General features: G+C 72.0%; 23 protein-coding genes. 7 read left to right on the top strand and 16 right to left on the bottom strand.

What is annotated here, in order from left to right; translation table 11 throughout:
- Window positions 1-3 precede the first annotated feature (3 nt).
- Genes AB0K18_RS07145 through AB0K18_RS07105 form a run of 9 tightly spaced genes read right to left on the bottom strand, consistent with a single transcriptional unit; the run spans window position 4 to window position 10,627 of the window.
- A complete protein-coding gene (locus AB0K18_RS07145; RefSeq protein WP_364911071.1) occupies window positions 4-915 on the bottom strand; it encodes a dihydrodipicolinate synthase family protein in 912 nt (303 codons plus the stop codon).
- A complete protein-coding gene (locus AB0K18_RS07140) occupies window positions 912-2,252 on the bottom strand; it encodes an aminopeptidase P family protein (protein WP_364911068.1) in 1,341 nt (446 codons plus the stop codon). Before AB0K18_RS07140 ends, AB0K18_RS07145 begins: the two co-directional genes overlap by 4 nt.
- Window positions 2,245-3,522, bottom strand: a complete 1,278-nt coding sequence (locus tag AB0K18_RS07135; protein WP_364911065.1) for an alpha/beta fold hydrolase — start codon at window positions 3,520-3,522, stop codon at window positions 2,245-2,247. Before AB0K18_RS07135 ends, AB0K18_RS07140 begins: the two co-directional genes overlap by 8 nt.
- Complete coding sequence (locus AB0K18_RS07130; RefSeq protein WP_364911062.1) at window positions 3,519-4,331, bottom strand: ATP-binding cassette domain-containing protein; 813 nt, start codon at window positions 4,329-4,331, stop codon at window positions 3,519-3,521. Before AB0K18_RS07130 ends, AB0K18_RS07135 begins: the two co-directional genes overlap by 4 nt.
- Window positions 4,328-5,128, bottom strand: a complete 801-nt coding sequence (locus AB0K18_RS07125) for an ABC transporter ATP-binding protein (RefSeq protein ID WP_364911059.1) — start codon at window positions 5,126-5,128, stop codon at window positions 4,328-4,330. The genes AB0K18_RS07130 and AB0K18_RS07125 overlap by 4 nt, the downstream gene beginning before the upstream one ends.
- Window positions 5,125-6,123 carry an ABC transporter permease gene (locus AB0K18_RS07120; protein WP_364911056.1) on the bottom strand — a complete coding sequence of 333 codons (999 nt, stop codon included), beginning with the start codon at window positions 6,121-6,123 and terminating at the stop codon, window positions 5,125-5,127. Before AB0K18_RS07120 ends, AB0K18_RS07125 begins: the two co-directional genes overlap by 4 nt.
- Window positions 6,120-7,055 carry an ABC transporter permease gene (locus AB0K18_RS07115; RefSeq protein ID WP_364911053.1) on the bottom strand — a complete coding sequence of 312 codons (936 nt, stop codon included), beginning with the start codon at window positions 7,053-7,055 and terminating at the stop codon, window positions 6,120-6,122. Before AB0K18_RS07115 ends, AB0K18_RS07120 begins: the two co-directional genes overlap by 4 nt.
- Window positions 7,056-8,753: an ABC transporter substrate-binding protein gene (locus AB0K18_RS07110; protein ID WP_364911049.1), complete on the bottom strand. Its 1,698-nt coding sequence runs from the start codon at window positions 8,751-8,753 to the stop codon at window positions 7,056-7,058.
- A complete protein-coding gene (locus AB0K18_RS07105; protein ID WP_364911046.1) occupies window positions 8,750-10,627 on the bottom strand; it encodes a beta-L-arabinofuranosidase domain-containing protein in 1,878 nt (625 codons plus the stop codon). Before AB0K18_RS07105 ends, AB0K18_RS07110 begins: the two co-directional genes overlap by 4 nt.
- Before the next feature lie 228 nt (window positions 10,628-10,855).
- Between AB0K18_RS07105 and AB0K18_RS07100 the strand changes: the two genes are divergently transcribed.
- Window positions 10,856-11,473 carry a DedA family protein gene (locus AB0K18_RS07100; protein ID WP_364911043.1) on the top strand — a complete coding sequence of 206 codons (618 nt, stop codon included), beginning with the start codon at window positions 10,856-10,858 and terminating at the stop codon, window positions 11,471-11,473.
- Here the strand turns inward: AB0K18_RS07100 and AB0K18_RS07095 are convergent.
- The 3 genes from AB0K18_RS07095 to AB0K18_RS07085 form a co-directional block, all read right to left on the bottom strand.
- Window positions 11,447-12,187 (bottom strand): GntR family transcriptional regulator, encoded by a 741-nt coding sequence (locus tag AB0K18_RS07095; RefSeq protein ID WP_364911040.1) that lies wholly within the window; start codon window positions 12,185-12,187, stop codon window positions 11,447-11,449. The genes AB0K18_RS07100 and AB0K18_RS07095 overlap by 27 nt on opposite strands.
- A gap of 64 nt (window positions 12,188-12,251) precedes the next feature.
- Complete coding sequence (locus tag AB0K18_RS07090; protein ID WP_364911037.1) at window positions 12,252-12,950, bottom strand: HAD family hydrolase; 699 nt, start codon at window positions 12,948-12,950, stop codon at window positions 12,252-12,254.
- Window positions 12,947-13,672, bottom strand: coding sequence for a hypothetical protein (locus tag AB0K18_RS07085; RefSeq protein ID WP_364911034.1), 726 nt, complete (start codon window positions 13,670-13,672; stop codon window positions 12,947-12,949). Before AB0K18_RS07085 ends, AB0K18_RS07090 begins: the two co-directional genes overlap by 4 nt.
- Window positions 13,673-13,812: 140 nt before the next feature.
- On the opposite strand from AB0K18_RS07085, the gene AB0K18_RS07080 reads away from it, so the two are divergent.
- On the top strand, window positions 13,813-14,640 hold the full coding sequence (locus AB0K18_RS07080; protein ID WP_364911031.1) for a Scr1 family TA system antitoxin-like transcriptional regulator: 828 nt from the start codon (window positions 13,813-13,815) through the stop codon (window positions 14,638-14,640).
- Between the two features lie 46 nt (window positions 14,641-14,686).
- Here the strand turns inward: AB0K18_RS07080 and AB0K18_RS07075 are convergent, their stop codons facing one another.
- Window positions 14,687-15,340 (bottom strand): GntR family transcriptional regulator, encoded by a 654-nt coding sequence (locus AB0K18_RS07075; RefSeq protein ID WP_364911028.1) that lies wholly within the window; start codon window positions 15,338-15,340, stop codon window positions 14,687-14,689.
- A gap of 68 nt (window positions 15,341-15,408) precedes the next feature.
- Here AB0K18_RS07075 and AB0K18_RS07070 point away from each other — a divergent pair, with 68 nt between their 5' ends.
- From AB0K18_RS07070 to AB0K18_RS07050, 5 genes are all read left to right on the top strand, one after another.
- Window positions 15,409-16,596: a CoA transferase gene (locus AB0K18_RS07070; protein ID WP_364911026.1), complete on the top strand. Its 1,188-nt coding sequence runs from the start codon at window positions 15,409-15,411 to the stop codon at window positions 16,594-16,596.
- The gene (locus AB0K18_RS07065) at window positions 16,593-17,483 is read left to right on the top strand and encodes a CoA ester lyase (protein ID WP_364911024.1); all 891 of its coding nucleotides are present in this window, start codon (window positions 16,593-16,595) and stop codon (window positions 17,481-17,483) included. Before AB0K18_RS07070 ends, AB0K18_RS07065 begins: the two co-directional genes overlap by 4 nt.
- A 75-nt stretch (window positions 17,484-17,558) precedes the next feature.
- Window positions 17,559-18,896: a TRAP transporter large permease subunit gene (locus AB0K18_RS07060; protein WP_364911021.1), complete on the top strand. Its 1,338-nt coding sequence runs from the start codon at window positions 17,559-17,561 to the stop codon at window positions 18,894-18,896.
- A gap of 15 nt (window positions 18,897-18,911) precedes the next feature.
- Window positions 18,912-19,139, top strand: a complete 228-nt coding sequence (locus AB0K18_RS07055; protein WP_364911018.1) for a hypothetical protein — start codon at window positions 18,912-18,914, stop codon at window positions 19,137-19,139.
- Window positions 19,140-19,202: 63 nt separating this feature from the next.
- On the top strand, window positions 19,203-19,433 hold the full coding sequence (locus AB0K18_RS07050; protein WP_364911016.1) for a hypothetical protein: 231 nt from the start codon (window positions 19,203-19,205) through the stop codon (window positions 19,431-19,433).
- On the opposite strand, the gene AB0K18_RS07045 is transcribed toward AB0K18_RS07050, so the two are convergent.
- From AB0K18_RS07045 to AB0K18_RS07035, 3 genes are all read right to left on the bottom strand, one after another.
- Window positions 19,399-20,589 (bottom strand): FAD-dependent monooxygenase, encoded by a 1,191-nt coding sequence (locus AB0K18_RS07045; protein ID WP_364911013.1) that lies wholly within the window; start codon window positions 20,587-20,589, stop codon window positions 19,399-19,401. The genes AB0K18_RS07050 and AB0K18_RS07045 overlap by 35 nt on opposite strands.
- Window positions 20,590-20,705: 116 nt before the next feature.
- Window positions 20,706-21,536 carry an SAM-dependent methyltransferase gene (locus AB0K18_RS07040; RefSeq protein WP_364911010.1) on the bottom strand — a complete coding sequence of 277 codons (831 nt, stop codon included), beginning with the start codon at window positions 21,534-21,536 and terminating at the stop codon, window positions 20,706-20,708.
- Window positions 21,537-21,696: 160 nt separating this feature from the next.
- On the bottom strand, window positions 21,697-21,852 hold the full coding sequence (locus AB0K18_RS07035) for a hypothetical protein (protein ID WP_364911007.1): 156 nt from the start codon (window positions 21,850-21,852) through the stop codon (window positions 21,697-21,699).
- Window positions 21,853-21,899 lie beyond the last annotated feature (47 nt).

Below are 21,899 nucleotides of genomic sequence, written 5' to 3'. Positions count from 1 at the left end.
CGGTCAGCGGTAGCCCTTGGCGAGCACCTCGTTCGTCTGGCGGGTGATCTGGGCGGCCTGGTCGGTGGTGAGGGGGAGGCGGGGCGGACGGCAGGCGCCGCCCTTGCGGCCGGCCAGGTCCATCGACAGCTTGATCGACTGGACGAACTCCGTCTTGGAGTCCCACCGCAGCAGCGCGTGCAGGTCGCGGTAGATCGGCAGGGCCTTGGCGACGTCGCCGGCGACCGCGAGGCGGTAGAGCTCGACGGTGGCGCGGGGGATCATGTTCGGGTAGCCCGCGATCCAGCCGACCGCGCCGGCGATGGCCAGCTCCAGCAGCACGTCGTCGGAGCCGATCAGCAGGTCCAGGCCGGGCGCGCGTTCGGCCAGCTCGTACGCCCTGCGCACGTCCCCGCTGAACTCCTTGACCGCCACGATGAGCCCTTCGTGGTGCAGCTCGGCCAGCAGGTCGGGGGTGAGGTCGACCTTGGTGTCGAGGGGGTTGTTGTAGGCGACGACCGGCAGCCCCGCCTTGGCGACCTCGCGGTAGTGGGCGACGACGGCCCGCCGGTCGGCGCGGTAGGCGTTGGGCGGCAGCAGCAGCACCGAGGAGGCGCCGGCCTCGGCGGCCTGCTCGGCCCAGCGCCGCGACTCGGCGGCCCCGTACGCGGCCACGCCCGGCATGACGTGGAACCCGTCGGGCGCGGCCTCGACGGCGGTGCGGACGACGCGGGCCCGCTCCTCGGCGGTCAGCGTCTGGTACTCGCCGAGCGACCCGTTGGGGCAGACGCCGTCGCAGCCGCCGTCGGCGAGGAAGCGGACGTGCTCGGCGTAGGCGTCGTAGTCGACCGACAGGTCGTCGTGGAAGGGCAGCGCGGTGGCGACGTGCACGCCGTGCCACACCGGTGCGGTGGGGGGTGTGGTGGGGGCGGTCATGATGTTCTCTCCTTGGTCCAGTTCTCCAGGCCGCTCGCCGTGATGGGCAGCGCGGCCGACAGGTTCTCGGCGCCGCCGGCGGTCACCAGCAGGTCGTCCTCGATCCGTACGCCGATGCCGCGCAGCTCGGGCGGCACGGTCAGGTCGTGGGCGTGGAAGTACAGGCCGGGCTCGACGGTGAGCACCATGCCCGGCTCCATCGCGGCGCCGTGGTAGGCCTCGTGCCGGGACCGGGCGCAGTCGTGCACGTCGAGCCCGAGGTGGTGGCCGATGCCGCAGACGAGGTAGCGGCGGTGGTGCTGGCCGTCGGCGGACAGGGCCTCGTCGACGGAGACGGGCAGCAGGCCCCAGTCGTGCAGGCCGCGCGCGATGACCTCCATGGCGGCGTGGTGGAAGGCGGTGAACGGCCGGCCGGGCGCGACCTCGGCGAGCCCGGCGCGGTGGGCGCGTTCGACGAGGTCGTGGACCTGCCGCTGGGCGGGGGTGAAGGCGCCGGAGGCGGGGATGGTGCGGGTGACGTCGGCGGTGTAGTGGGAGCGGGTCTCGACGCCCATGTCGAGCAGCAGCAGCTCGCCGGGCAGGACGGGGCCGTCGCAGCGCACCCAGTGCAGGGTGGGGGCGTGCGGGCCGCTGCCGACGATGGAGGCGTAGCCGGGGCCGTTGCCGTGGGTGCGGGCGTACCGGTCGAAGGTGCCCTGCAGCCAGCGCTCGCCGCCGGCCTGGACGGCGGCGGGGAGTTCGGCGGCGACGGCGGAGAAGCCTTCGACGGTGCGGTCCACGGCCTCGCGGAGCTGGGCGACCTCCCACTCGTCCTTGATCATGCGGAGTTCGGCGAGGGTCCGCCGCAGCTCGGCGTCGTCGCCGGTGAGCGCGCCCGCCGGGGTGCCGGGGTAGTCGGGCAGCGGCAGCACCTCGGCGCCGAGCGCGGCCGCCCATTCGGCCAGCGAGGGGGACGGGCCGACCCACAGCTCGCCGTAGGCGGCGTCGGAGAAGAAGCCGGGCTCGCCGGGGCGGGCCGGCGGCGGCAGGTAGAGGGTGGCGGCGCCGTCGCGGACGACGGCGATCGCGTTCTCGGCGGCGCAGCCGGTCAGCCAGTAGAAGTCGCTGTCGACGCGGAAGTCGTAGGCGGTGTCGTTGGAGCGGGTGGGGGCGTGGCCGGCGGCGACGACGACGGCGCGGCCGGGCAGCGCGGCGGCCAGCCGGTCGCGGTGGGCGGCGGCCGCTTCGGCGGCTCCTGGGACGAGGCCGGGGGTGCGGGCGGGGGAGTCCCAGCCCTGGGCGATGTGGTCGGTGAAGGCGGGGATCTCCGCCAGCCGGGGCAGCCTGCCGTCACTCACCGGTGATTCCTCCTCCTTGCCGGCGTACGAGCTCGGTCAGGCGGGCGAAGACGCGGTCGTCGCCGATGCCGTCGTGCTCGTACTCGTTGGTGACCCAGGTCTGGGTGTTGCCGACGCGGGCGGCGGTCTGCAGTTGCAGGCCCGAGTCGACGTACATGTCGTCGAAGTAGACGGCGGCGGCGACGGGCACGTCGTTGGCGGCCAGCCGGTCGGTGTCGTAGAGGGGCGGCCAGTCGTCGCGGGCGGCGAGCAGCTCGACGGCGCCGCGGAAGGGCCGCAGGACGCGGATCTCCTCGAACATCCAGGGGTACATCATCTCGCCGGTGAACAGCAGCGGCCTGGCGTCCTCGGCGAAGGCGGGGTGGCGTTCGCGTTCGGCCTGGGCGGCCCAGGCGGTGGCGCCGGGGCCCGAGCCGTAGATGCTCTCCTGCAAGGCGGCGAACAGCGGGTTGTCGGCGTAGGAGGAGCGGGCGAGCACCTGGTGCAGGAACGTGTCGGGCAGCCCGTCGGACTCGTCGAGCAGCCAGTGCATGCGCTCGTAGCCGGGTTTCATGCCGAAGTCGATGCCGAGCGACTGCAGGCGCCGCACGGTGAGGACGTCGCCGTCGGGCAGCAGCACGTCGCCTTCTGCGAGCCGGTCGGCCAGGCGCGCGGTGGTCTCGGCGTGGTGGGGGTAGCGGCGGTAGAACTCGGCGTTCTTGGCGGCCACGCGGGGATAGGTGCGGCGGTAGACCTCGGCGGCGTCGGGGTCGATCGAGGGCAGGCCGCCGGCGACGTAGCAGGCGGTCAGGCCCTGCGGGGCGCGCGAGAGGTAGGTGAGGGTGAGGAAGCCGCCGTAGCTCTGGCCGAGGGTGGACCAGCGGCGCCCGCCGAAGACGGTGGTGCGCAGGTGCTCGGCGTCGGCCACGATCGAGTCGGCGCGGAAGTGCGCGAGATACGCGGCGCCCTGCTCGGCGGTCAGGGCGCTCATGGTGCGGCCGTCGATGCGGGAGCTGCGGCCGGTGCCGCGCTGGTCGAGCAGCACGACCCGGTGGTTCTGCAGCGCCTGGCCGAGCCAGCCCGACGTGCCGACCGGGCGGGGGCCCTTGCCGCCGGGGCCGCCCTGCAGGAACAGCAGGCAGGGCAGGTCGTCGCGGTCGCGGGCCGGGTCCACGAGCTCGCGGGCGAACACCTCGATGGTGGGCCCGCCGGGGTCGGACCAGTCGAGCGGCACCCGTTCGACGTGGTCGCGCACCCGCATGCCGGGGATGACGTAGGTGGCGGTGATCATGTGTGTTCCCTCCTGCGGCGGTCCCATTCGGGGTTGATGCGGGGGATGGCGGCCAGCAGCGTGCGGGTGTACTCGTCCTGGGGGTCGCCGAACACCTGCCGGGTGTCGCCGAGCTCGACGACGCGTCCCTTGCTCATGACCGCGACGCGCTGGGCGATCTGGCGGACCACGGCCAGGTCGTGGGCGATGAAGACGTAGCTGAAGCCGCTCTCGCGCTGCAGCCGCAGCAGCAGCTCGATGATCTGGGCCTGCACCGACACGTCGAGCGCGGAGACGGCCTCGTCGCAGATCACCAGCTTGGGGCCGACGGCCAGGGCGCGGGCGATGCCGATGCGCTGGGCCTGCCCGCCGGAGAACTGCGCGGGGTAGCGCAGCGAGTGGTCGGGGTTGAGGCCGACGCGTTCCATCAGCTCCTTGGCGTGCGCCCGCCGGCCGCCCTTGGGGGTGCGGCCCTGGTAGAGCAGTGGCGCGTTGAGTATGCGTTCGACGGTGTGGCGGGGGTTGAGCGAGGAGAACGGGTCCTGGAAGACGACCTGGACGTTGCCGCGGAAGCGGGCCAGGGCCTCGCCCTTGGCGTGGGTGACGTCCTCGCCGTCGAACTCCAGGGCGCCCTCCGTCGGGTCCATGAGTTTGGCGATCATGCGGGCGGTGGTGGACTTGCCGCTGCCGGACTCGCCGACGACGGCCAGCGTCTCGCCCAGGCGTACCTCGAAGCTGACCCGGTCCACGGCGGTGAACTCGGCTTTCGCGCCGAGCGGGCCGCGGGTGACGAACCTCTTGGTGAGGTCCGTGGCGCGCAGCAGCGTCATGTGACCACCTCGTCGTCGATGCGCGGGATGCTCTCCAGCAGCATGCGGGTGTAGTCGTGGCGGGGCTCGGCGAAGACCTGCTCGGCGGTGCCGTACTCGACCTGTTCGCCGCGGCGCATCACCAGGACGCGGGTCGCGATCGAGCTGATCACGGCCAGGTCGTGGGTGATGAACATCATGCCGGTGCCGCTCTGCTCGCGCAGCTCGGCCAGCAGGCGCAGGATCTGGGCCTGCACGGTGACGTCGAGCGCGGTGGTGGGCTCGTCGGCGATGAGCAGCTTGGGCCGGCACACCAGCGCCATCGCGATCATGATGCGCTGGCGCTGCCCGCCGGAGAACTGGTGCGGGTAGTGGTCGATGCGCTTGTCCGGGTCGGGCAGGCCGACCTGGGCGAGCGCGTCGACGGCGACCTGGCGGGCGGCCTTCCTGGAGCGGTCGCGGTGGGCGCGGTACATCTCCTCGATCTGCAGCCCGACCGTGTAGTACGGGTTCAGCGACGACAGCGGATCCTGGAAGATCATCGACATCTGGTCGCCGCGGATCCTGCGCAGCTCGCGTTCGGGGCGGCCGAGCAGCTCGGCGCCGTCGAGCCTGATGCTGCCGCTGGTCCTGGCGCCCTTGGGCAGCAGGCCCATGACGGCCAGGCTGGTCATCGACTTGCCGGAGCCCGACTCGCCGACGATGCCGACGGTCTCGTCCCTGCCGACGGTGAAGGAGACGTTCCTGACCACGTCCACGGGGCCGCGCGTGGTGGGGAACGTGACGGTGAGGTCTTCCACCTCCAGCAGCTCGCTCATGGCGACGTGATCCTCACTCTCGGGTCGAGCCGGGTGTAGACGAGGTCCACCACGACGTTGCCGACCACCACGAAGAACGCGGCCAGCAGCGTGACCGCCATGATGACGGGCTGGTCGTTCTTGGCGATGGAGTCGGCGGCCATCTTGCCGACGCCGTTCAGCCCGAACACGGTCTCGGTGATGAGGGCGCCGCCGAGCAGGCCGGCGAAGTCCATGCCGAAGATCGTGGCGATCGGGGTGAGCGCGGGGCGCAGCGCGTGCCTGCGCAGGGTGAGCGCCGGCGACAGGCCCTTGGATCTGGCGGTGCGCATGAAGTTCTCGGCGAGGGTGTCGATGACGTTGGCGCGGGTGAGGCGGGCGTACAGGCAGGCGTAGCCGGTGGCCAGCACGATCCACGGCATCAGGTACGACTGGAACCACACCACCGGGTCGTCGGAGAACGCCACGGCCTGCGGGAACGGCAGCACCTGGAGCTGGACGACGAGCACGTACTGCAGGGCGAGCGCCAGCACGTAGTTGGGGATGCTGGAGCCGCCGAGCGCCAGGCCCATCGCGGTGCGGTCCAGCCAGGTGCCCTCCTTGACGGCGCTGAGCAGGCCGGCGGCGATGCCGACGAGCAGCCACAGCACGGCGGCGCCGACGGCGACGGTGGCGCTGACGGGCAGCCGCTCGACCACCATGTCCATGACGGACTGGTTGGTCTGGAAGCTGTAGCCGAGGCAGGGCGCGGCGCAGTGCACGAGGTTGGCGCCCTCGCCGTAGTCGCGGCCGGCGAAGATGCCGCCGACGAAGCCGAGGAACTGGGTGAGGAACGGCCGGTCGAGGCCGAGCACGCCGCGGATCTGGTCGATGCGTTCCGGGGTGCAGGTCTTGCCGCAGATCATCACGGCCGGGTCGGGCTGCAGGGTGAAGAACAGCACGAACGTGAACAGGCACACCAGGAACAGGATGACCACGACGCCGGCCAGCCGGCCGGCCACGTAGCGGGCCATCATGAGGCCTCCCCCGCGTCGAAGGCGGCCCTGATGCGGTCGCCCAGCACGGTCAGTGACAGGACGGTGAGGAACAGGAACGCGCCGGGGATGACGAAGTACATGGGGTCGACGGCGTACCAGCCGACCGAACTGGCGATCATCTGCCCCCACGAGGGGGTGGGCGGGGTGACGCCGACGCCGAGGAACGACAGGCCGGCCTCGGTGCCGACGTAGCCGGGCACCGCCAGGGTGGTCATGACGATGAGGGAGCTGCGCAGGTTGGGCAGGATCTCCTTGAACACCAGCGCCCCCGTGGAGGCGCCGGAGGCCCGCGCGGCCTCCACGAACTCCCGGTTGACCAGCGTCATCGTCTGCCCGCGCACCACCCTTGCCAGGTACGGCCAGCCGAACACGCTGATCACCACGACGAGCAGCACCGGCCGGTTGCCCTGGGGCAGCGCCGACAGGATGGCGATCATGAAGATGAGCGCGGGGAAGGCCATCAGGAAGTCCATGATCCGGCAGATCACCTGGTCGGCCCAGCCCTGGTAGAACCCGGCCAGCATGCCGAGCACGACGCCGAGCAGCGTGGTGAGGGCGGTGGCGGAGATCGCGATGATGAGGGAGACGCGGGCGCCGTAGGCGATGCGGGCGAGGATGTCGCGGCCGTTCTGGGGTTCGACGCCGAGCAGGTGCTCGGAGCTGATGCCGCCGAGCGAGCCGTACGGGACGCCGCCCAGGTCGGTGTTGACCGCGGCCGTGTCGAAGTCGTTGGGGCCGTGCCCGGTGATCGCGCTGATCAGCGGCGCGCCGATCGCCATGAGGACGATCAGCGCGAGGTAGGCGCCGCTGAGCACGGCGCCACGATCACGCAGCAGCACGCGCAGGACGCGCCGGCCCGAGGTGGCGGGCGCGCCGCCCGCCACCTGCTCTGGATGCGCTGCGACCGTCATCTACTTCGTCGGCTTCGCCAGCCCGACGGAGACCAGGTCGATGCCGCCGGAGTAGGAGTTGGACTGGTAGGCGCCGGCGATGTTGGCGCCGTTGACCAGGATGAGCTTCTCGTAGGCCAGCGGCACGACGGGGGCCAGTTCCATGATCTGCTTGTCCAGCTCGCCGTAGGCGGCGTTGGCCTGCTCGACGTCGGTCATCTCGGCGATCTCGTCGATCTTGGCGTTGACGGCCTTGTCGTTGATCTGGGCGAGGTTGGAGTTGCCCTTGGAGGTGATGTTGCGGCCGTCGAACAGCGGCGGCAGGAACGTCGCGCCGGACGCCCAGTCGGGGCACCAGCCGGTCACGGCCATGTCGTTCTGCTTGGCGGGGGTGCCGATGACCTCGTAGTAGGTGGACGCGTCGATGTTGTTGATCTTGACGTCGATGCCGATCTGCTTGAGCGCCTCCTGCACGGCGACCGAGACGGCGGCCATCTTCGGCTGCGCCCTGGTGTCGAGGATCAGCGAGAAGCCGCCCGACAGGCCGGCGTCGGCCAGCAACTGCTTGGCCTTGGCGACGTCGTAGGGGTAGGGGTCGTAGTCGACGCGGCCGGCGACGGTGGGCGGCTGGATCGAGGTGCCCTTCTCGGCCAGCGTGGAGCCGCCCATCGCGGCGACGATGGTGTCCTTGTCGATGGCGTGGTTGATGGCCTGCCGGACGCGGACGTCCTTGAGGTACTTCTTGGTGGTGTTGAGCCCCATGTAGGTGGTGCAGCCGTTGAGGCCGGACAGCGTGCGGGCCTTGATCTGCGGGGTCTGCACGCGCGCGACGGTCGCGGCCTGGATGCTCTGGCCGATGGCGTCGGCGTCGGTGCCCTGCCCGGCGAGCATGCGCTCGTCGATGGTGGCCGGGTCGAGGCCGAACGTCCACTCGAACGCGTCGGGCCTGGCCGCGCGCACGGTGTCGGTCTCGGGCTTCCACTGCGGGTTGCGTTCCAGCTTGAGCGAGGCGTTGCGCTGGTAGGAGGCCAGCTTGTACGGGCCGCTCGCGATCGGCTTGCTGTCGAAGGCGGCGCCCGCGCCGGTGCCCTTGGGGAAGGGGGTGAAGTTGGGCAGCGCCAGCGCGCTCGGGAAGTCGGCGTACGGCTTCTTCAGGTGGATGACGACGGTCTTGGGGTCGGGCGTCTCGATGGTGTCGAGGTCGCCGGACAGGTAGGGGCCCTTGTAGTCCTTGGGGGCGTCGAGCAGCAGCCTGCCGTAGGGGGAGCCGATGCCGGCCTCGGGGTCGAAGGCGCGCGAGAAGCCGAACTTGACGGCCTCGCTGGTGATGGGGGTGCCGTCCTCGAAGAAGATGTTGTCCTTGAGGGTGAAGGTCCAGGTCTTGGCGTCGTTGGACGGGGTGCCGGTGTCGGTGGCGAGGTCGGGGACGATCTTCGTGCCCTCGGCGCCGGGCCCGGCGCCGAACGTGGTCAGGCCCCGGTAGATGAGCCGGTAGAAGTTGTTGACTCCGCCGTCGAAGCCGCGTGCCGGGTCCAGGTGGGAGAAGTCCGCGTTGGCCAGGACGTGCACGGTGCCGCCTGTGGCGGGGGTGGCCGGCCGGCCGGTGGCGCCGGTGGCGCCGGTGCCGCCGGGGCTCTGCGCGGCCCCGCCGCCGCCGCATGCCGACAGTGCCAGCACGGCGGTCATCGTGACGCTGGTGAGCGCCGCCGATCTCCTCATGTCGCCTTCTTTCCGTTGGTCGTGTCGGGGGTCCTGACCCAGACCCGCATGGCCGCGGGGCCGCGGTTGCCCCACAGGAAGTAGGGGACGAAGGTCGCGGGGACCTTCGTGCCGGGCGGCGCCGTCCCGGGGGACGGCAGTTCGGGGTAGAGCTCCGCCGGGGGCGGGGGAGCGGGGTGCGCTCGCACGTCCAGCACGACCGCGCCGGGCGCGAGGCCGTCCTGCCTGGTCGATGCCGCCGCGGCGTCGCTCACGCCGACGAGCAGGTCGTCCACGCCGGCCTGGGGGCTGTCGTGCTGCTCGACGCAGTAGACGAGGGGGCCGCGGGCCAGGCTGAGCGCGCCTCTGGTGGCGTCGAGGTAGGGGTGCGAGCCGTGCGCCCTTACCGGCATGGGCAGGGTGAGGCGGACCTCGTCGCCGGCCGTCCAGGTCCGCTCGACGGTCAGCCAGCCGTTCTCCGGCTCGGCGGGGACGCTTGCGCCGTTGACGGTGAGCCGCGCGCCGCGCGCCCAGCCGGGCACGCGCAGGACCAGCCCGTACGCGCCTCGCGGGGCCCGCTCGACGGTGAGCCGCACGTCGCCGTCCCACGGGTAGCCGGTCTCCATCGCCAGCGCCAGCTCCGCCGTCTCGATCCGGGCGGTGGCGTACTGGGCGACGAGGACGGCGCCGTCCCGTTCGGCGGCGACGTAGTCGGCGAGCTGGGCCATCCAGCGCACGATGTTCGGCGGGCAGCACGGGCAGCCGAACCAGGCGCGGCGCAGCGGCTCGCCGCCCGCCTCCGCGCCGCTGCGCTGCTCGTGGTCGGGGCGGCGCTGCAGCGGGTTGTCGTAGAAGAACGCGCGGCCGTCGGCGGACAGGCCGACCGCGTAGGCGTTGTAGAGCACCCGCTCGAACACGTCGAGGTAGGAGGCGGCGCCGGTGGCCAGGAACATCCGCCACGCCCACTGCATGAGGGCGATGGCGGCGCAGGTCTCGCTGTAGGCGCGCTCGGACGGCAGCTCGTAGCGGTCGCCGATGGCCTCGTCGGAGTGGCGGCTGCCGAGCCCGCCGGTGATGTAGAGCTTGGTGGCGACCATGTCGTCCCACAGGCGCTCCAGCGCCTCGGCCAGCGTGGCGTCGCCGGTCTCCAGCAGCACGTCGGCGGCGCCGGCCGCCAGGTACGCCATCCGCACCGCGTGACCGGTCACCGAGGGCAGCTCGCGGAAGGGCACGTGGTCCTGGAAGTAGTCGCCGGGGAAGATGCTGTGCTTGAGCTGCCCGGAGCCGCGCCGGTCGATGAACGCGGCGGCCAGGTCGAGGTAGGACCGCTCGCCGGTTTCCCTGAACAGCTCGACCAGCGCCATCTCCACCTCGGGATGCCCGCACACGCCGCTGTCGGCGAACCGCTCGGTCACCAGGTCGGCGAAGCGGCGGGCGATGCGCAGCAGCCGGTCGTCGCCCATGCGGCGGTGCGCGGCGACGGCGGCCTGGATGAGGTGGCCGAGGTTGTACAGCTCGTGGCCCCAGGCCAGGTCCTCCCACGGCTTCTTGGTGGCGGCCGGGTCCTGGAAGAAGGAGTTGAGGTAGCCGTCGTCGGCCTGGACCCGTTCGAGGAGGGTGACGACCTCCTCGTAGAAGTCGCGCACTCCTTCTTCCGCGGTGCCGTCGCCGAGCTCGTAGGCGAGCCCCTCCAGGGTCTTGTAGAGGTCGGTGTCCAGGAAGGGGTAGCGGCCGCGGTACGGCGGCGGGTCCTGCTCCAGCAGCCGGCTCAGGTTGTCGACGTTGCCGGCCGCGCGCAGCTGCTCGATGGTGTGCGGGATCGTGGCCGTGCTGTTGCGGCGCTGCCAGTGGCGCAGCAGACCCCCCGTGATGCGCACCCCCGGTAGCGGGCGCACGGCCCCCGAGGCTGCCTCCTTCCTTGGGCGCACCGCGCCGGCCGGTGGCGTGACCTGCTTAGACGTCATGAACCATCCCAGTAATGTGTGGCATTGCACTGCACCTTAGAAGTCGGGAAGGTCACTTGCCAAGGGTTACGGCCCGACTGAATCGAACGTGATCCGAGCGAAATATCCCGTAAACATCGGCCGGATCGAGCAGCGTCCGGACGGCGCTAGGGTTTTGCGGTGCACATCGACGACTGGCTGCAGGCGATCCCCGCGGGCTGGCTCTACGCCACCGTCGCCCTCGTCATCGGGCTGGAGAGCCTCGGCATCCCGCTGCCCGGCGAGATCGTCCTGGTCAGCAGCGCCATCCTGGCCGCCAAGGGCGTCGTGCACCCCGCGTGGGTGGCGGCCTGCGCCGGCGCGGGCGCCATCGTCGGCGACTCGGCCGGCTACACCATCGGCCGCAAGGGCGGCTCCGCGCTGTTCGCCCGGCTCGGCCGCCGCTTCCCCAAGCACTTCGGGCCCCGCCACATCACCAGGGCCGAGCGCTACTTCACCCGCTTCGGCATGTGGGCGGTGTTCTTCGGGCGGTTCGTGGCCCTGCTCCGCATCCTCGCCGGGCCGCTCGCGGGGGCGCTGCGCATGCCGTACTGGCGTTTCGCGGTCGCCAACGTGCTCGGCGGCGTCGTGTGGGCGGCCGGCACCACCGCGGTCATCTACTACCTCGGGCTGGTGGCCGAGAAGTGGCTCAAGGGCTTCTCCTGGGCCGGGCTGGCCGCGGCCGTGGTGTTCGGCGTGGCCACCACGCTCTATCTGCGCCGCCGCGCCGCCTCAGCGCTCGATGAGGGTGACCTCTAGGGAGTAGTGGGAGGCCCGGTAGACGTGCGAGCCGTGCTCGACCGCCCGGCCCTGGTCGTCGTAGGTGGTGCGGACCATCGTCAGCAGCGGCGCGCCCCTGCGCTCCTCCAGCAGCCGCGCCTCGGCCTGCCCCGCGGCCCGCGCGCCGATGCGCTGATTGGCCACCCGCATCCGCACGCCCGCGCCGCGCAGCAGCTCGTACAGGCCGCGGCTCTCCAGGTCGGCCGCGCTGAGCTGGGCCAGGCCCAGCGGCAGCCAGTTGTGCAGCACCGCCAGCGGCTCGCCCGCCGCGAAGCGCAGCCGCTCGAGATAGAGGATCTGTGAGCCTGGCTCGACGCCCAGGATGGCGGCGATGTCCTCCTCCACCGGGCGCGGCTCCAGCGCCAGCACCTGCGTGGCCGGCTCCTGGCCCGCCCTGCGCAGGTCGTCGTAGAGGCTGGTCAGCTCGACCGAGCGCTTGACCTGGCCGTGCACCACCTGCGTGCCGACGCCGCGCTTGCGCACCAGCAGGCCCTTGTCCACCAGATATTGGATGGCCTGGCGGATCGTCGGCCGCGACAGGCCGAGCTTGTCGGCCAGCAGGATCTCGTTGTCCAGCCGCGAGCCCGGCGTGAGGTCGCCTCGCCGGATCGCCTCGGCGATCTGCTCGGCCACCTGGAAGTAGAGCGGCACGGGGCTTGACCGGTCGAGGTCGATGGCCAGATTGGCGGTCATGCTGATCAGCTTAACGCAGGTCAGAATGTCCTGACAAATGTGTCAAGCTGGTGTCGTAGCCGGTTCAGGCCGTCAGCAGCGGCGCCAGCTCTGTCAGCGAGGTGATGCGCGGGAAGCCCTCGGGGCCGGGCTCCGCGCCCGTACGATCCAGCCAGACCGAGCGCATGCCCGCCGCCGCCGGGGCCGTCACGTCGTTGACCACGTCATCGCCCACCAGCAGCACCTCGTGCGGGGCCAGCCCCAGCGCCGCCGCGGCCCGCTCGTACGCCTCGGGCGCCGGCTTGAAACAGCCGTCCAGCACCTCGCCCGTCAGCACCGGCCCCACCCGGCCCGCCAGCCCGATCGCGCGCACCTTCGCCTCCTGCATGGGCTGCGTCCCGTTGGTCAGCACCCCCAGCGCGAACCCGGCCAGCCCCGCCACCGCCTCCGCCACGTCGGGGAAGGCCGCCCAGGCGCCGCGGTAACGGGCGGCGAACTCCGCATAGGCGGCGCCGAGGTCGGCAGGGGCGGGCACGTCAAGCTCGGCGCAGAGCGCCTGGAGCCGCAGGTGCCGCTGCTCCTGCACCGTGCAGCGGCCCTCGTGCCACATCGCGAGGTACGGCACCTCGAGCGCCGCCCACAACGCGGCCGCCTCCGCCAGCCGCGGATGGCCGGGAAAGTGCTCCGCCACCCAGGCGGTGATGCCCGCGTCCGTCGCGCCGCGATGGTCCATCAGCGTCCCGTCGAGGTCGAACAGCACGCCCTTGACGTCCAGCGGGCTCACGAGGCGGCGCCGGCGACGATCCTGGCCGCCGTCTCGCGCGGCGGATAGCCCAGCGTCAGGCCCCGCACCGACAGCGCCGCCTGCGCGAACAGCGTCTCGGCCGGCTCGCTCAGCACGTACGACAGCGCCGGCGAGACCGTGCGATGCGCCTCCAGCGCCTCCGCCTCCCGGTCGGCCAGCGGCTTCGGCAGCGCCTCCCGGTAGTCCGCGATCAGCGCGTCGAGGTCGAACAGCTGCCCGTAACGCTCCGACGTGCCCGCCACCACCCGCACCAGGTCGTCCTCGGCCCGCGCCTGGTAGACCAGGTTCGTGCCGCCGCTCTTGGCGAACCAGCGCATCGCCTCGTCCACCGGCAGCGTGAACGCGCCGTACGGCTTGCGCCCGTACAGCAGGGCCTCGGCGATCCACCGGTCACACCACAGTTCGTCGCGGTACGGCGCCGGCGCCGCTGGATCGACGGCCAGGCCCTGTGCCAGCACCGGGTTCCAGGCCGATACCATCGGGCTGCTGAAGCGCGGCATCCGCGGGCCGCGCCAGTGGCTCAGCGGATAGCCGTACCACACGGTCACGACCTCCATCTGGCGTCTGGGCAGCTGGCGCTCGTAGGTGCCGTTCATGATCTGGCCGCCGTCGGGGTGACGCCACGGGCCCGGCGGTACGTCCGTCTCTGTGGGGACCGGGGGAGTCCGGTAGTCGGGATGGAGCATCCACGCGTCCGCCACAGTCACTGCCTTTCGGATCGGCGTATGCATAACGTGTCAGGCCACTAGAGTGGCCATCGTGCATCAACCGTCACACTGTTGCAATAGACCTGGTGTAAACGCTGATTTTTGTCATCGGTGGCTGTGACAGACGTATGCAGTTGAGCGTTGTCGCGGCCCGGCTGTCCTCGTTGCGCGCCGGTGCCGGACTGTCGATGAAGTCCGCCGCCGACGCGGCCGGGCTCAACACCTCCACCATCTTCCGCATCGAGCACGGGCTCGTCGCGCCCCGGGAGGGCACCGTGCGCACGCTGCTGGCGCTGTACGGCGAGGGCGAGCACGTCGCGCGCGTGCTGTCGCTGCTGCGCGAGGAGCGGATGCCCGGCTGGTACGACGCGCCCGGTGTGCCCCTGGCGCTGTCGGCGTTCCTGGAGCTGGAGGACCGGGCGCAGATCATCTACACCTACTGCCCCCACCAGATCCCGCCGCTGCTGCAGACCCCCGCCTACGCGCTGTCGGCCGCCCTAGCGGGGCTGCTGCCGGGAGCCACTTACGAGCGGGCCGCCGCCATGGCCTCGCTGATCACCGTCCGGCAGCAGGTGCTCGACCGGCAGGAGGGGCCGCGCCTCTGGGCCGTGCTCGACCGTACGGCGCTGCTCGATCCGCCGCTCAGCCGGGCCGAGGACCGGCTCGCCCAGCTCGACGCCCTCACCGCGGCCACCAAGCAGCAGCACATCGCGCTGCAGGCCGCCCGGCCCGTCGCCGAGAGCGGCTACCTCTACCAGGGGCCGCCGTTCACCCTGCTCCGCTTCGCCGACCCCGCCAGCCCCGACACGCTGGTGCTCCATCTGCTGCACGCGCCGGTCGTCATCGAGGACCGGCGGCGCGTCGAGGAACACCAGCAAGCCTTCGCCCGCCTGTCCCTGTCGGCGTTGCCGGTCGACTCCACCGCCGACGTCCTCGACGAGATCAGGAACTCCACGACCTGACCACCACCCGCGAGGCCGCGCAGACGCGGAGGGCCGTGGCGGCCGGTCACTGGTGGCGGCGGTAGGTGCCGGCGTGCTGGACGTGGTCGATCATGATGCGTTCGGCCGTCTCGCCGTCGCCGGCCTCCAGCGCGGCCAGGATGCCTTCGTGGGCGTCCAGCTGGGCCCTGACCTGGGTCTCATCCAGCCAGAGCGACGCCTCGGCGGGGACGGGGAAGCTGTTGCGGACCGATCTCGCGTGGCCGCCCAGGAAAGCGGGGCCGCCGATGTCGACGATGCGCAGGTGGAAGGTCCTGCTCTGCTCGCCGAGCCGGTCGTTGCGGCCGTCGGCGGCGTCGCGCGCCATCGCGGCGTGCAGTTCCCTGAGCCCGGCCAGCTCCTCGCGGGTGATCCTGGACGCCGCCAGCCGCGCCCCGAGCCCCTCGACGACGGCGCGCAGCCCGTAGTACTCGGCCAGCGCCTCGTCACCCAGGTCGATCACGGTCGCGCCGTGGTGCGCCTCGTAGCTGATCAGCCGGTCCTTCTCCAGCCGGCGCAGCGCCTCGCGCACCGGCGTGACCGACACCCCCAGCCGCTTGGCCACCTCCCCAGCCCTGACCGCGGTCCCTCCGGGGATCCGCGCCGACCGGATCTCCTCCAGAAGCACGGCGTAGACGTAGTCGGCCTTACTCATGGGCGGCCGCGGCTCGGTGGCTGACATGTCCCTAAGTGTCTCGCAAAATGGTCACATGGTTGACCTATGACATATTTCTTATAAGTTACATACCCATGACGAGCCTCGACGACCTGCGGGTCATCGACGCGGCGACCCTGTTCGCCGGTCCCTCCGCGGCCATGATGCTGGGCGACTTCGGCGCCGACGTGATCAAGATCGAGCACCCGAGGCGGGGCGACCCCTCGCGCGGGCACGGCGCCTCGGTCGACGGGGTGGGCCTGTGGTGGAAGACCCTCTCGCGCAACAAGCGCACCGCCGCCGTCGATCTGTCGCGCCCCGAGGGGCAGGAGATCCTGCGCCGCCTCGCCGAACGTTCCGACGTGCTGATCGAGAACTTCCGTCCCGGCACCCTGGAACGCTGGAACCTCTCGCCCGACGACCTGCTGGAGCTCAACCCCCGGCTCATCGTCGCCAGGATGACCGGGTTCGGGCAGTTCGGGCCGATGTCGGGACGGCCGGGCTTCGGCACCCTCGCCGAGGCCATGAGCGGCTTCGCCGCCATGACCGGCCAGCCCGACGGGCCGCCCACCCTGCCGCCGCTCGCCCTCGCCGACGGCATCGCCGGCCTCGCCATGTCGTACGCGATCATGGTCGCCCTGCACGCCCGCGAGCGCACCGGGCGCGGCCAGGTCATCGACATGGCCATCATCGAGCCGATCCTGGGCCTGCTCGGGCCGCAGATGAGCGCGTACAAGGCGCTCGGGGTCGTGCCGCGGCGCACCGGCAACCGCTCCAGCAGCAACGCCCCGCGCAACACCTACCGCACCCGCGACGGACGCTGGCTCGCCATCTCCACCAGTGCCCAGCCCATCGCCGAGCGCGTCGTCACCCTCGTCGGCCGGCCCGACCTGGTCGAGCAGCCGTGGTTCGCCAGCGGGCACGGCCGGGTGCAGCACGTGGACGAGCTGGACGAGGCCGTCGCCTCCTGGATCGCCGAACGCGACGCCGACGAGGTGATCGCCGCCTTCGAGCAGGCGCAGGCCGCCGTCGCGCCCATCTACGACGTCACCGACCTCGCCGAGGACCCCCAGTACGCCGCGCTCGGCACGTTCGTCGAGGTGCCGGACGAGGAGCTGGGCTCGCTCACCATGCAGAACGTGCTGTTCCGCCTGTCGGACACCCCAGGCGGGATCCGCTGGCCGGGCCGCCCGCTCGGCCGCGACACCGACGAGGTGCTCGGCGAGATCGACTACCCCGAAGACCGCATCGCGCGGCTGCGCGAGGAAGGGGTGATCGCGTGAGCGCCTCCGAGCGCCCGCCGGTGACCTGGCTGTACGTGCCGGGCGACCGGCCCGAGCGGTTCGCCAAGGCCGTCGCGTCCGGCGCGGACGTCGTCATCATCGACCTGGAGGACGCGGTGGCCCCCGTCCGCAAGGACGAGGCCAGGGCCAACGCCGTCGCCTACCTGAGCGCCCGCCCCGACGGCGGCGTGCTGCACGTGCGGGTCAACGACCCCGCCACCGGGCGCGGCCGCGACGACCTGGCCGCCGTCGCCGGCCTGGCCGACGCCGTACGGCTGCCCAAGGTCGAGTCGGCCGCCGTCCTCGACACGCTGACGGGCGCGCCCGCGTACGCGCTGCTGGAGTCGGCGGCCGGCATCGTCAACGCCCGCGAGATCGCCGCGCACCCGCACGTGGCCGGAGTGGCGCTCGGCGAGCAGGACCTCGCCGCCGAGCTGGGCATCACCGATCAGCAGGCCATGAACCACCTGCGCCTGCAGGTCGTCCTCGCCGCCGCCGCGGCCGGGCTGCCCCCGGTGCCCATGTCCGTCCACCCCGACGTCAAGGACGAGGACGGGCTGCTCGCCTCCTGCCTGGCCGGCCGCGCGATCGGCCTGTTCGGCAGGACCGCCATCCACCCCCGCCAGATCCCCGCCATCAGGCGCGCCTTCCGTCCCGGCGAGGAGGAGACGGCCAGGGCCGCCGAGATCGTCGCCGCCGCCGAGCAGGCCGAACGGGACGGTGTCGGCGCGGTCGCCCTCCCCGACGGCCGCTTCGTGGACGCCCCCATCGTCACCAGAGCCCGCCGCACCCTCGCACTCGCCCGCCACCTCGCCGACCCGCCCTTGCAGGCCCAGCCCTCGGAGGACCCGCCCCCGCCCCCGGCGAGTGCACCGCCCGGCACCTGACCCCGCCGGGAACCTGACCGTCGGCGAAGGCTCGCCGAACACCCCCAGCCCCACCCCCATTGGAGGACTTTCGCCGTGGGAATCGCCGTATGGGCGCTCGTCGCCTACATCGTCATCATCGTCGTCTGGAACGGCGTGCTGAAACGCAACATCGGTGAGGCGATGCTCATCGGGTTCGCCGGCGTGTGCCTCTTCGGCGGCGCCCGCTTCTTCGAGCTGGCCTGGGCGGGCATCGCCGACGCCATGGCCGAGGAGGTCGTCTTCGCCGCCCTGGCCTTCGTCTTCATGGGGTACCTGCTGACCAGGCTCGGCCTCATCCAGGAGCAGGTCACGGTGCTCAACTCGGTGTTCGGCCGGCTGCGCGGCGGCGCGGGCTACGTCTCGACGTCGGCCGCCGCGCTGCTGGGCGGCCCCTCGGGGTCCGGCTCGGGCATCTCGGCCTCGGTCGGCTCGGTCACCATCCCCTGGATGATCCGCTCGAACTGGCGGCCCGACCTGGCCGCCTCGCTCGTCGCAGGCAACGCCGGGCTCGGCATCTCGATCCCGCCGAGCTCGTCGATGTTCCTGCTGCTCGGCTCGGCCGCCGTGGCGCCGGTGCTGACCGCCGACCAGCTGTTCGTGCCCGCCCTGGTGGGCGGCCTGTGGACGGTCGCGCACCGGTTCGTGGTGGTCTTCCTGTGGGTACGCAGGCACCGCATCGCCGCGACCGACGCCGCCGACATCGTGCCGCTGCGGGCCGCGCTGCGGGCGGGATGGACCTCGCTGCTGGTCTACGCCGGCATCGCCATCCCCGTGCTGATGACGCTGGAGTTCGGCAAGGCGCTCATGGAGTCGCAGGTCGGTGAGGCGGCCGGCGACATCAGCATCGTCGTGTGGATCCCGGTGCTGACCGTGCTGGCCACGTTCGCCGTCGCCTGGCGGCGGCTGCCGCGCACCGCGAGCGCCTGGAACGACCTGCTCGGCGAGATGGCCCCCCGCTACGCCGTCATCGGCGCCACCCTGTTCTTCGCCTTCGCCGCCGCCGCCAGCCTCGGCGAGCTGGGCCTGGTCGAGCAGCTCACCACGATCATGCAGAGCGTGCAGGCGCCCGCCGTCGTCATCGCCACCATCGTCGGCCTGCTGCTCGTCGTCATCGCCGCGCCGCTGACCGGCACCGCCACGATCGCCGCCGTCGGCGGGGTCGCCTTCAGCGCGCTCACCGCGGCAGGAGTCGCGCCCGCCGCCGCGGCCACGGCCATCCTCATCTTCGCCTCGACCGAGGGCGCGTCCCCGCCGGGAGCGGCCCCCATCTACATCGCCAGCGGCATCGCCCAGGTGGACCCGGCCAGGACGTTCGGCCGGCTCATCCTGTGGTTCGTCATCCCGACCCTGGTCATCGGCGTGCTGGTCTCGACCGGCGTGCTGCCGGTCTGAGAGGAGCCCTCCGTCATGAGACGTCTCACCATGGTCCTGTTCAAGATCGGCCTCGTGCTGTTCCTCGCGCTCGGCGTCGTCCTCGTGCTCGCCCAGGCCGCCGGCCTGATCGCGGGCAGCCCCGGGCTGGTGTCGGGGGCCGTCGCGGCGCTCGGCCTGCCCATGACCGTCGCGGCCGGAGTGACCGGCCTGCTCGGGTTCGTCATGTCGTACGTCTACCGCTGGGAGACCGGCGAGGACTGACCGCCACCCGCATGGACGGCGCTGACCTGGGTAGACGTGCCGCCGAGCAAGCGGGGGGAAAGCATGAGGACGCAGCAGACGAGGTCTCGCGGCAAGGACAGGGCCGTCACGCTCGCCCGGACGGCCGTCGCGCCCAAACCGGGGGTGAAGACCCGGGTCAGGAAGGTCGTGACCAGGCCCAAGACCGTCCTGATCGGGTCGGCGCTGCTGGCCGCGTTCCTGGCCGGCCGGGCCTCACGCCGCCGCAGGCCGGGTCATCTCATCCCGATGTCCGGCGGCGCCGTCCCGGTATGAGGCACGACGCCAGCCACGCCAGCGTGCCGGCCGTCTGGCCGGTGACGTAGTACAGCCGCGGCGGCACGTACGGCAGCACGGCCGAGTGCCGCTCGTTGAGCAGCGCGATGAGCTGGCGCGGCGGCAGGTTCACGTAGCGCGGCACGCTCTCGTACCAGCGGGCGCTGCGCCTGGCCGCCCGCTGCGAGACGCGGATCGCCGTGCGGCGCTCGCGCTCGTAGCGGGCCAGCGCGGCGTCCAGGCCGGTCGCCGAGTGCAGCGCCTCCACCAGGTAGGCGGCGTCGCCCAGCGCCAGCGCCGTGCCCGCGCCGATCGAGAAGTGCGTGGTGTGCGCGGCGTCGCCGAGCAGCACCACGTTGTCGCGGTACCACCTGCGGTTGGTCAGCGTGCGGAAGTTCAGCCAGCGCGCGCTGCCGCCCGACTCGGTCTGGGCGATCAGCGGGTGGCCGTCGAGCACCTCGGCGAACAGCTTCTCCAGCAGGGCCAGCCCGTCGGCCTCGCTCGCCGTGTCGAAGCCCAGCCCGCGCCAGGTGTCGGGCGCGCACTCCACGATGAACGTGCTGTGCCCGGAGTCGTAGCCGTAGCCGTAGCCCCAGATCCAGCCGTGCGGCGTCTCGGTGAAGGCGAAGGTGAACGCGTCGAGCGCCTTGGTGGTGCCGAGCCACATGTACATGTTGCGGCCGACCGACACCTCGGTGCCGAAATGCTCGGCGTGCCGCTCGCGCAGCACGCTGTTGATCCCGTCGGCGGCCACCACCAGGTCGGCGTCGGCGAACTCCGTCTCCGGCGTGATCTCGTGCTCGTAGGCGATGTCCACGCCCAGGTCGCGGGCCCGCTCGGCGAGGATGTCGAGCATGCGCTGCCGCCCGACGCCGAAGCCCTCGTCGCCGTGCTCGACGGTGACGGTCGCGCGGTCCTGCACGTGCACGACCCAGCTGTCCCACCGCACCGACGACTCGCCGATCGCGCGGGCCGACTCGGGATCGACCTCGTGCAGGTAGTCGAACAGCTCCTCCCAGTACGTCACCCCCCACCCGTAGGTGGCGCCGGCCGGGTAACGCTCGTAGACGGTGATCTCGTGGGACGGGTCCACGCGCTTCATCAGGATGGAGAAATACAGGCTGGCGGGTCCGCCGCCGACGCAGGCGACCTTCACAACGAGCTCCTCACCGTACTAAACGTCACCATTCAGGTGCAGAGAGTAGCAAGCGGTGGGCGGCTGATCGGGACGCCGCGCCGCCGAGCAGACCGAACGCGTACCTTTCGGAACTCTTAGGTCGAGGCGCGGACGAGCCGGCACATGTCACCGGGGCGCAGCGCGTCCCTACGCCGCCACAGGGCATCTTCGACGCAGTCCTCCTGCCGCACGTGCTCCACCGCCTCCAGGCCGTGCCGCTTGAGCAGGGCCGTCAGGTCCTCTGGGGCGAAGAACGACAGCCACGGCTCGCCACGCTCGGCCGCCGCCTCGATCGCGAACTCCGCGTACGCGGTGCCGCGCTCGTCGCGCAGGGCGGGCGGCAGGGCGTACTCGATGATCACTTCGCTGCCCGCGGGGAGGCGGCCGAGTGCGGCGAGGGTGGCGGCGACGGCCTCCCCGGTGAGATACATGGTCACGCCGAGCCAGCTCACGAACGCCGGCTCGTCGCCGGCGAGCAGCGCGGTCAGGTCGCCGGTTTCCAGGTCGAGCGGGGTGAACGTCAGGCGCGACGGCCGATCGAGCCCGGCCGCGGCCATCAGGTCGCGCTTCCATCCCTGGGTGCCGGGGTGGTCCACCTCGATCACGTGCACGCCGGGCCGGGCGCGCCAGGCGTAGGTGTCGAGTCCCGCGCCGAGCACCACGTGCCGGCGCACGCCCGCCGCGGCCGATTCCGCTGCGCGGCGCTCGGTGTAATGGCTGCGGGCGGTCACCTGGGCGCGGGTGCCGGCCAGTACGACGTGGTCGCCGAATGCGCGGTGGTATTCGAGGGGCTTTTCTGCCAGGGCGCCGAGCAGGGGTGCGGCCAGGGTGTCGCGGAAAAGGTGCGGCTCGTCGTCCACCAGCAGGTGGGCGGCCCGGGCGGCGGCGGCCATGAGCGCGGTCTGACTGGGTTGCGCGTCTCGCATCGTGCGTTCCTTTCGCAAGGGATGCCGATGCTAGGCGCGATATTCAGTAATGCAAAAACATCATAGCAGTGCAAAAAAAATTGCCGATTCTGCTGTTATCACGGGCGGATAACGGTGTTCGAGCGTGCCCGGGGGAGCGGCCCCCGGGCACGCTGGGTGGTCAGGCGCGCAGGAGGTCGAGGCGGCCCCTGGCGAGCCAGGAGCCCCAGCCGTCCTCCGGCCGGCTGTCGCCGATGCGCAAGTAGAAGGCGGTGCCGTCGCCCAGCAGCTCGGCCAGGTCGAGCGTGCGGGGCGAGCGGTTGGACAGGTCGCGCACGTTGCCCGGCCGGTGAAGCGGGCCCGCCCCTCGAAGACCTCGCCGTC

Source organism: Nonomuraea sp. NPDC049421, assembly GCF_040677005.1.
Taxonomy (GTDB): domain Bacteria; phylum Actinomycetota; class Actinomycetes; order Streptosporangiales; family Streptosporangiaceae; genus Nonomuraea; species Nonomuraea salmonea.
This window is presented reverse-complemented; position numbering and strand designations above follow the sequence as displayed.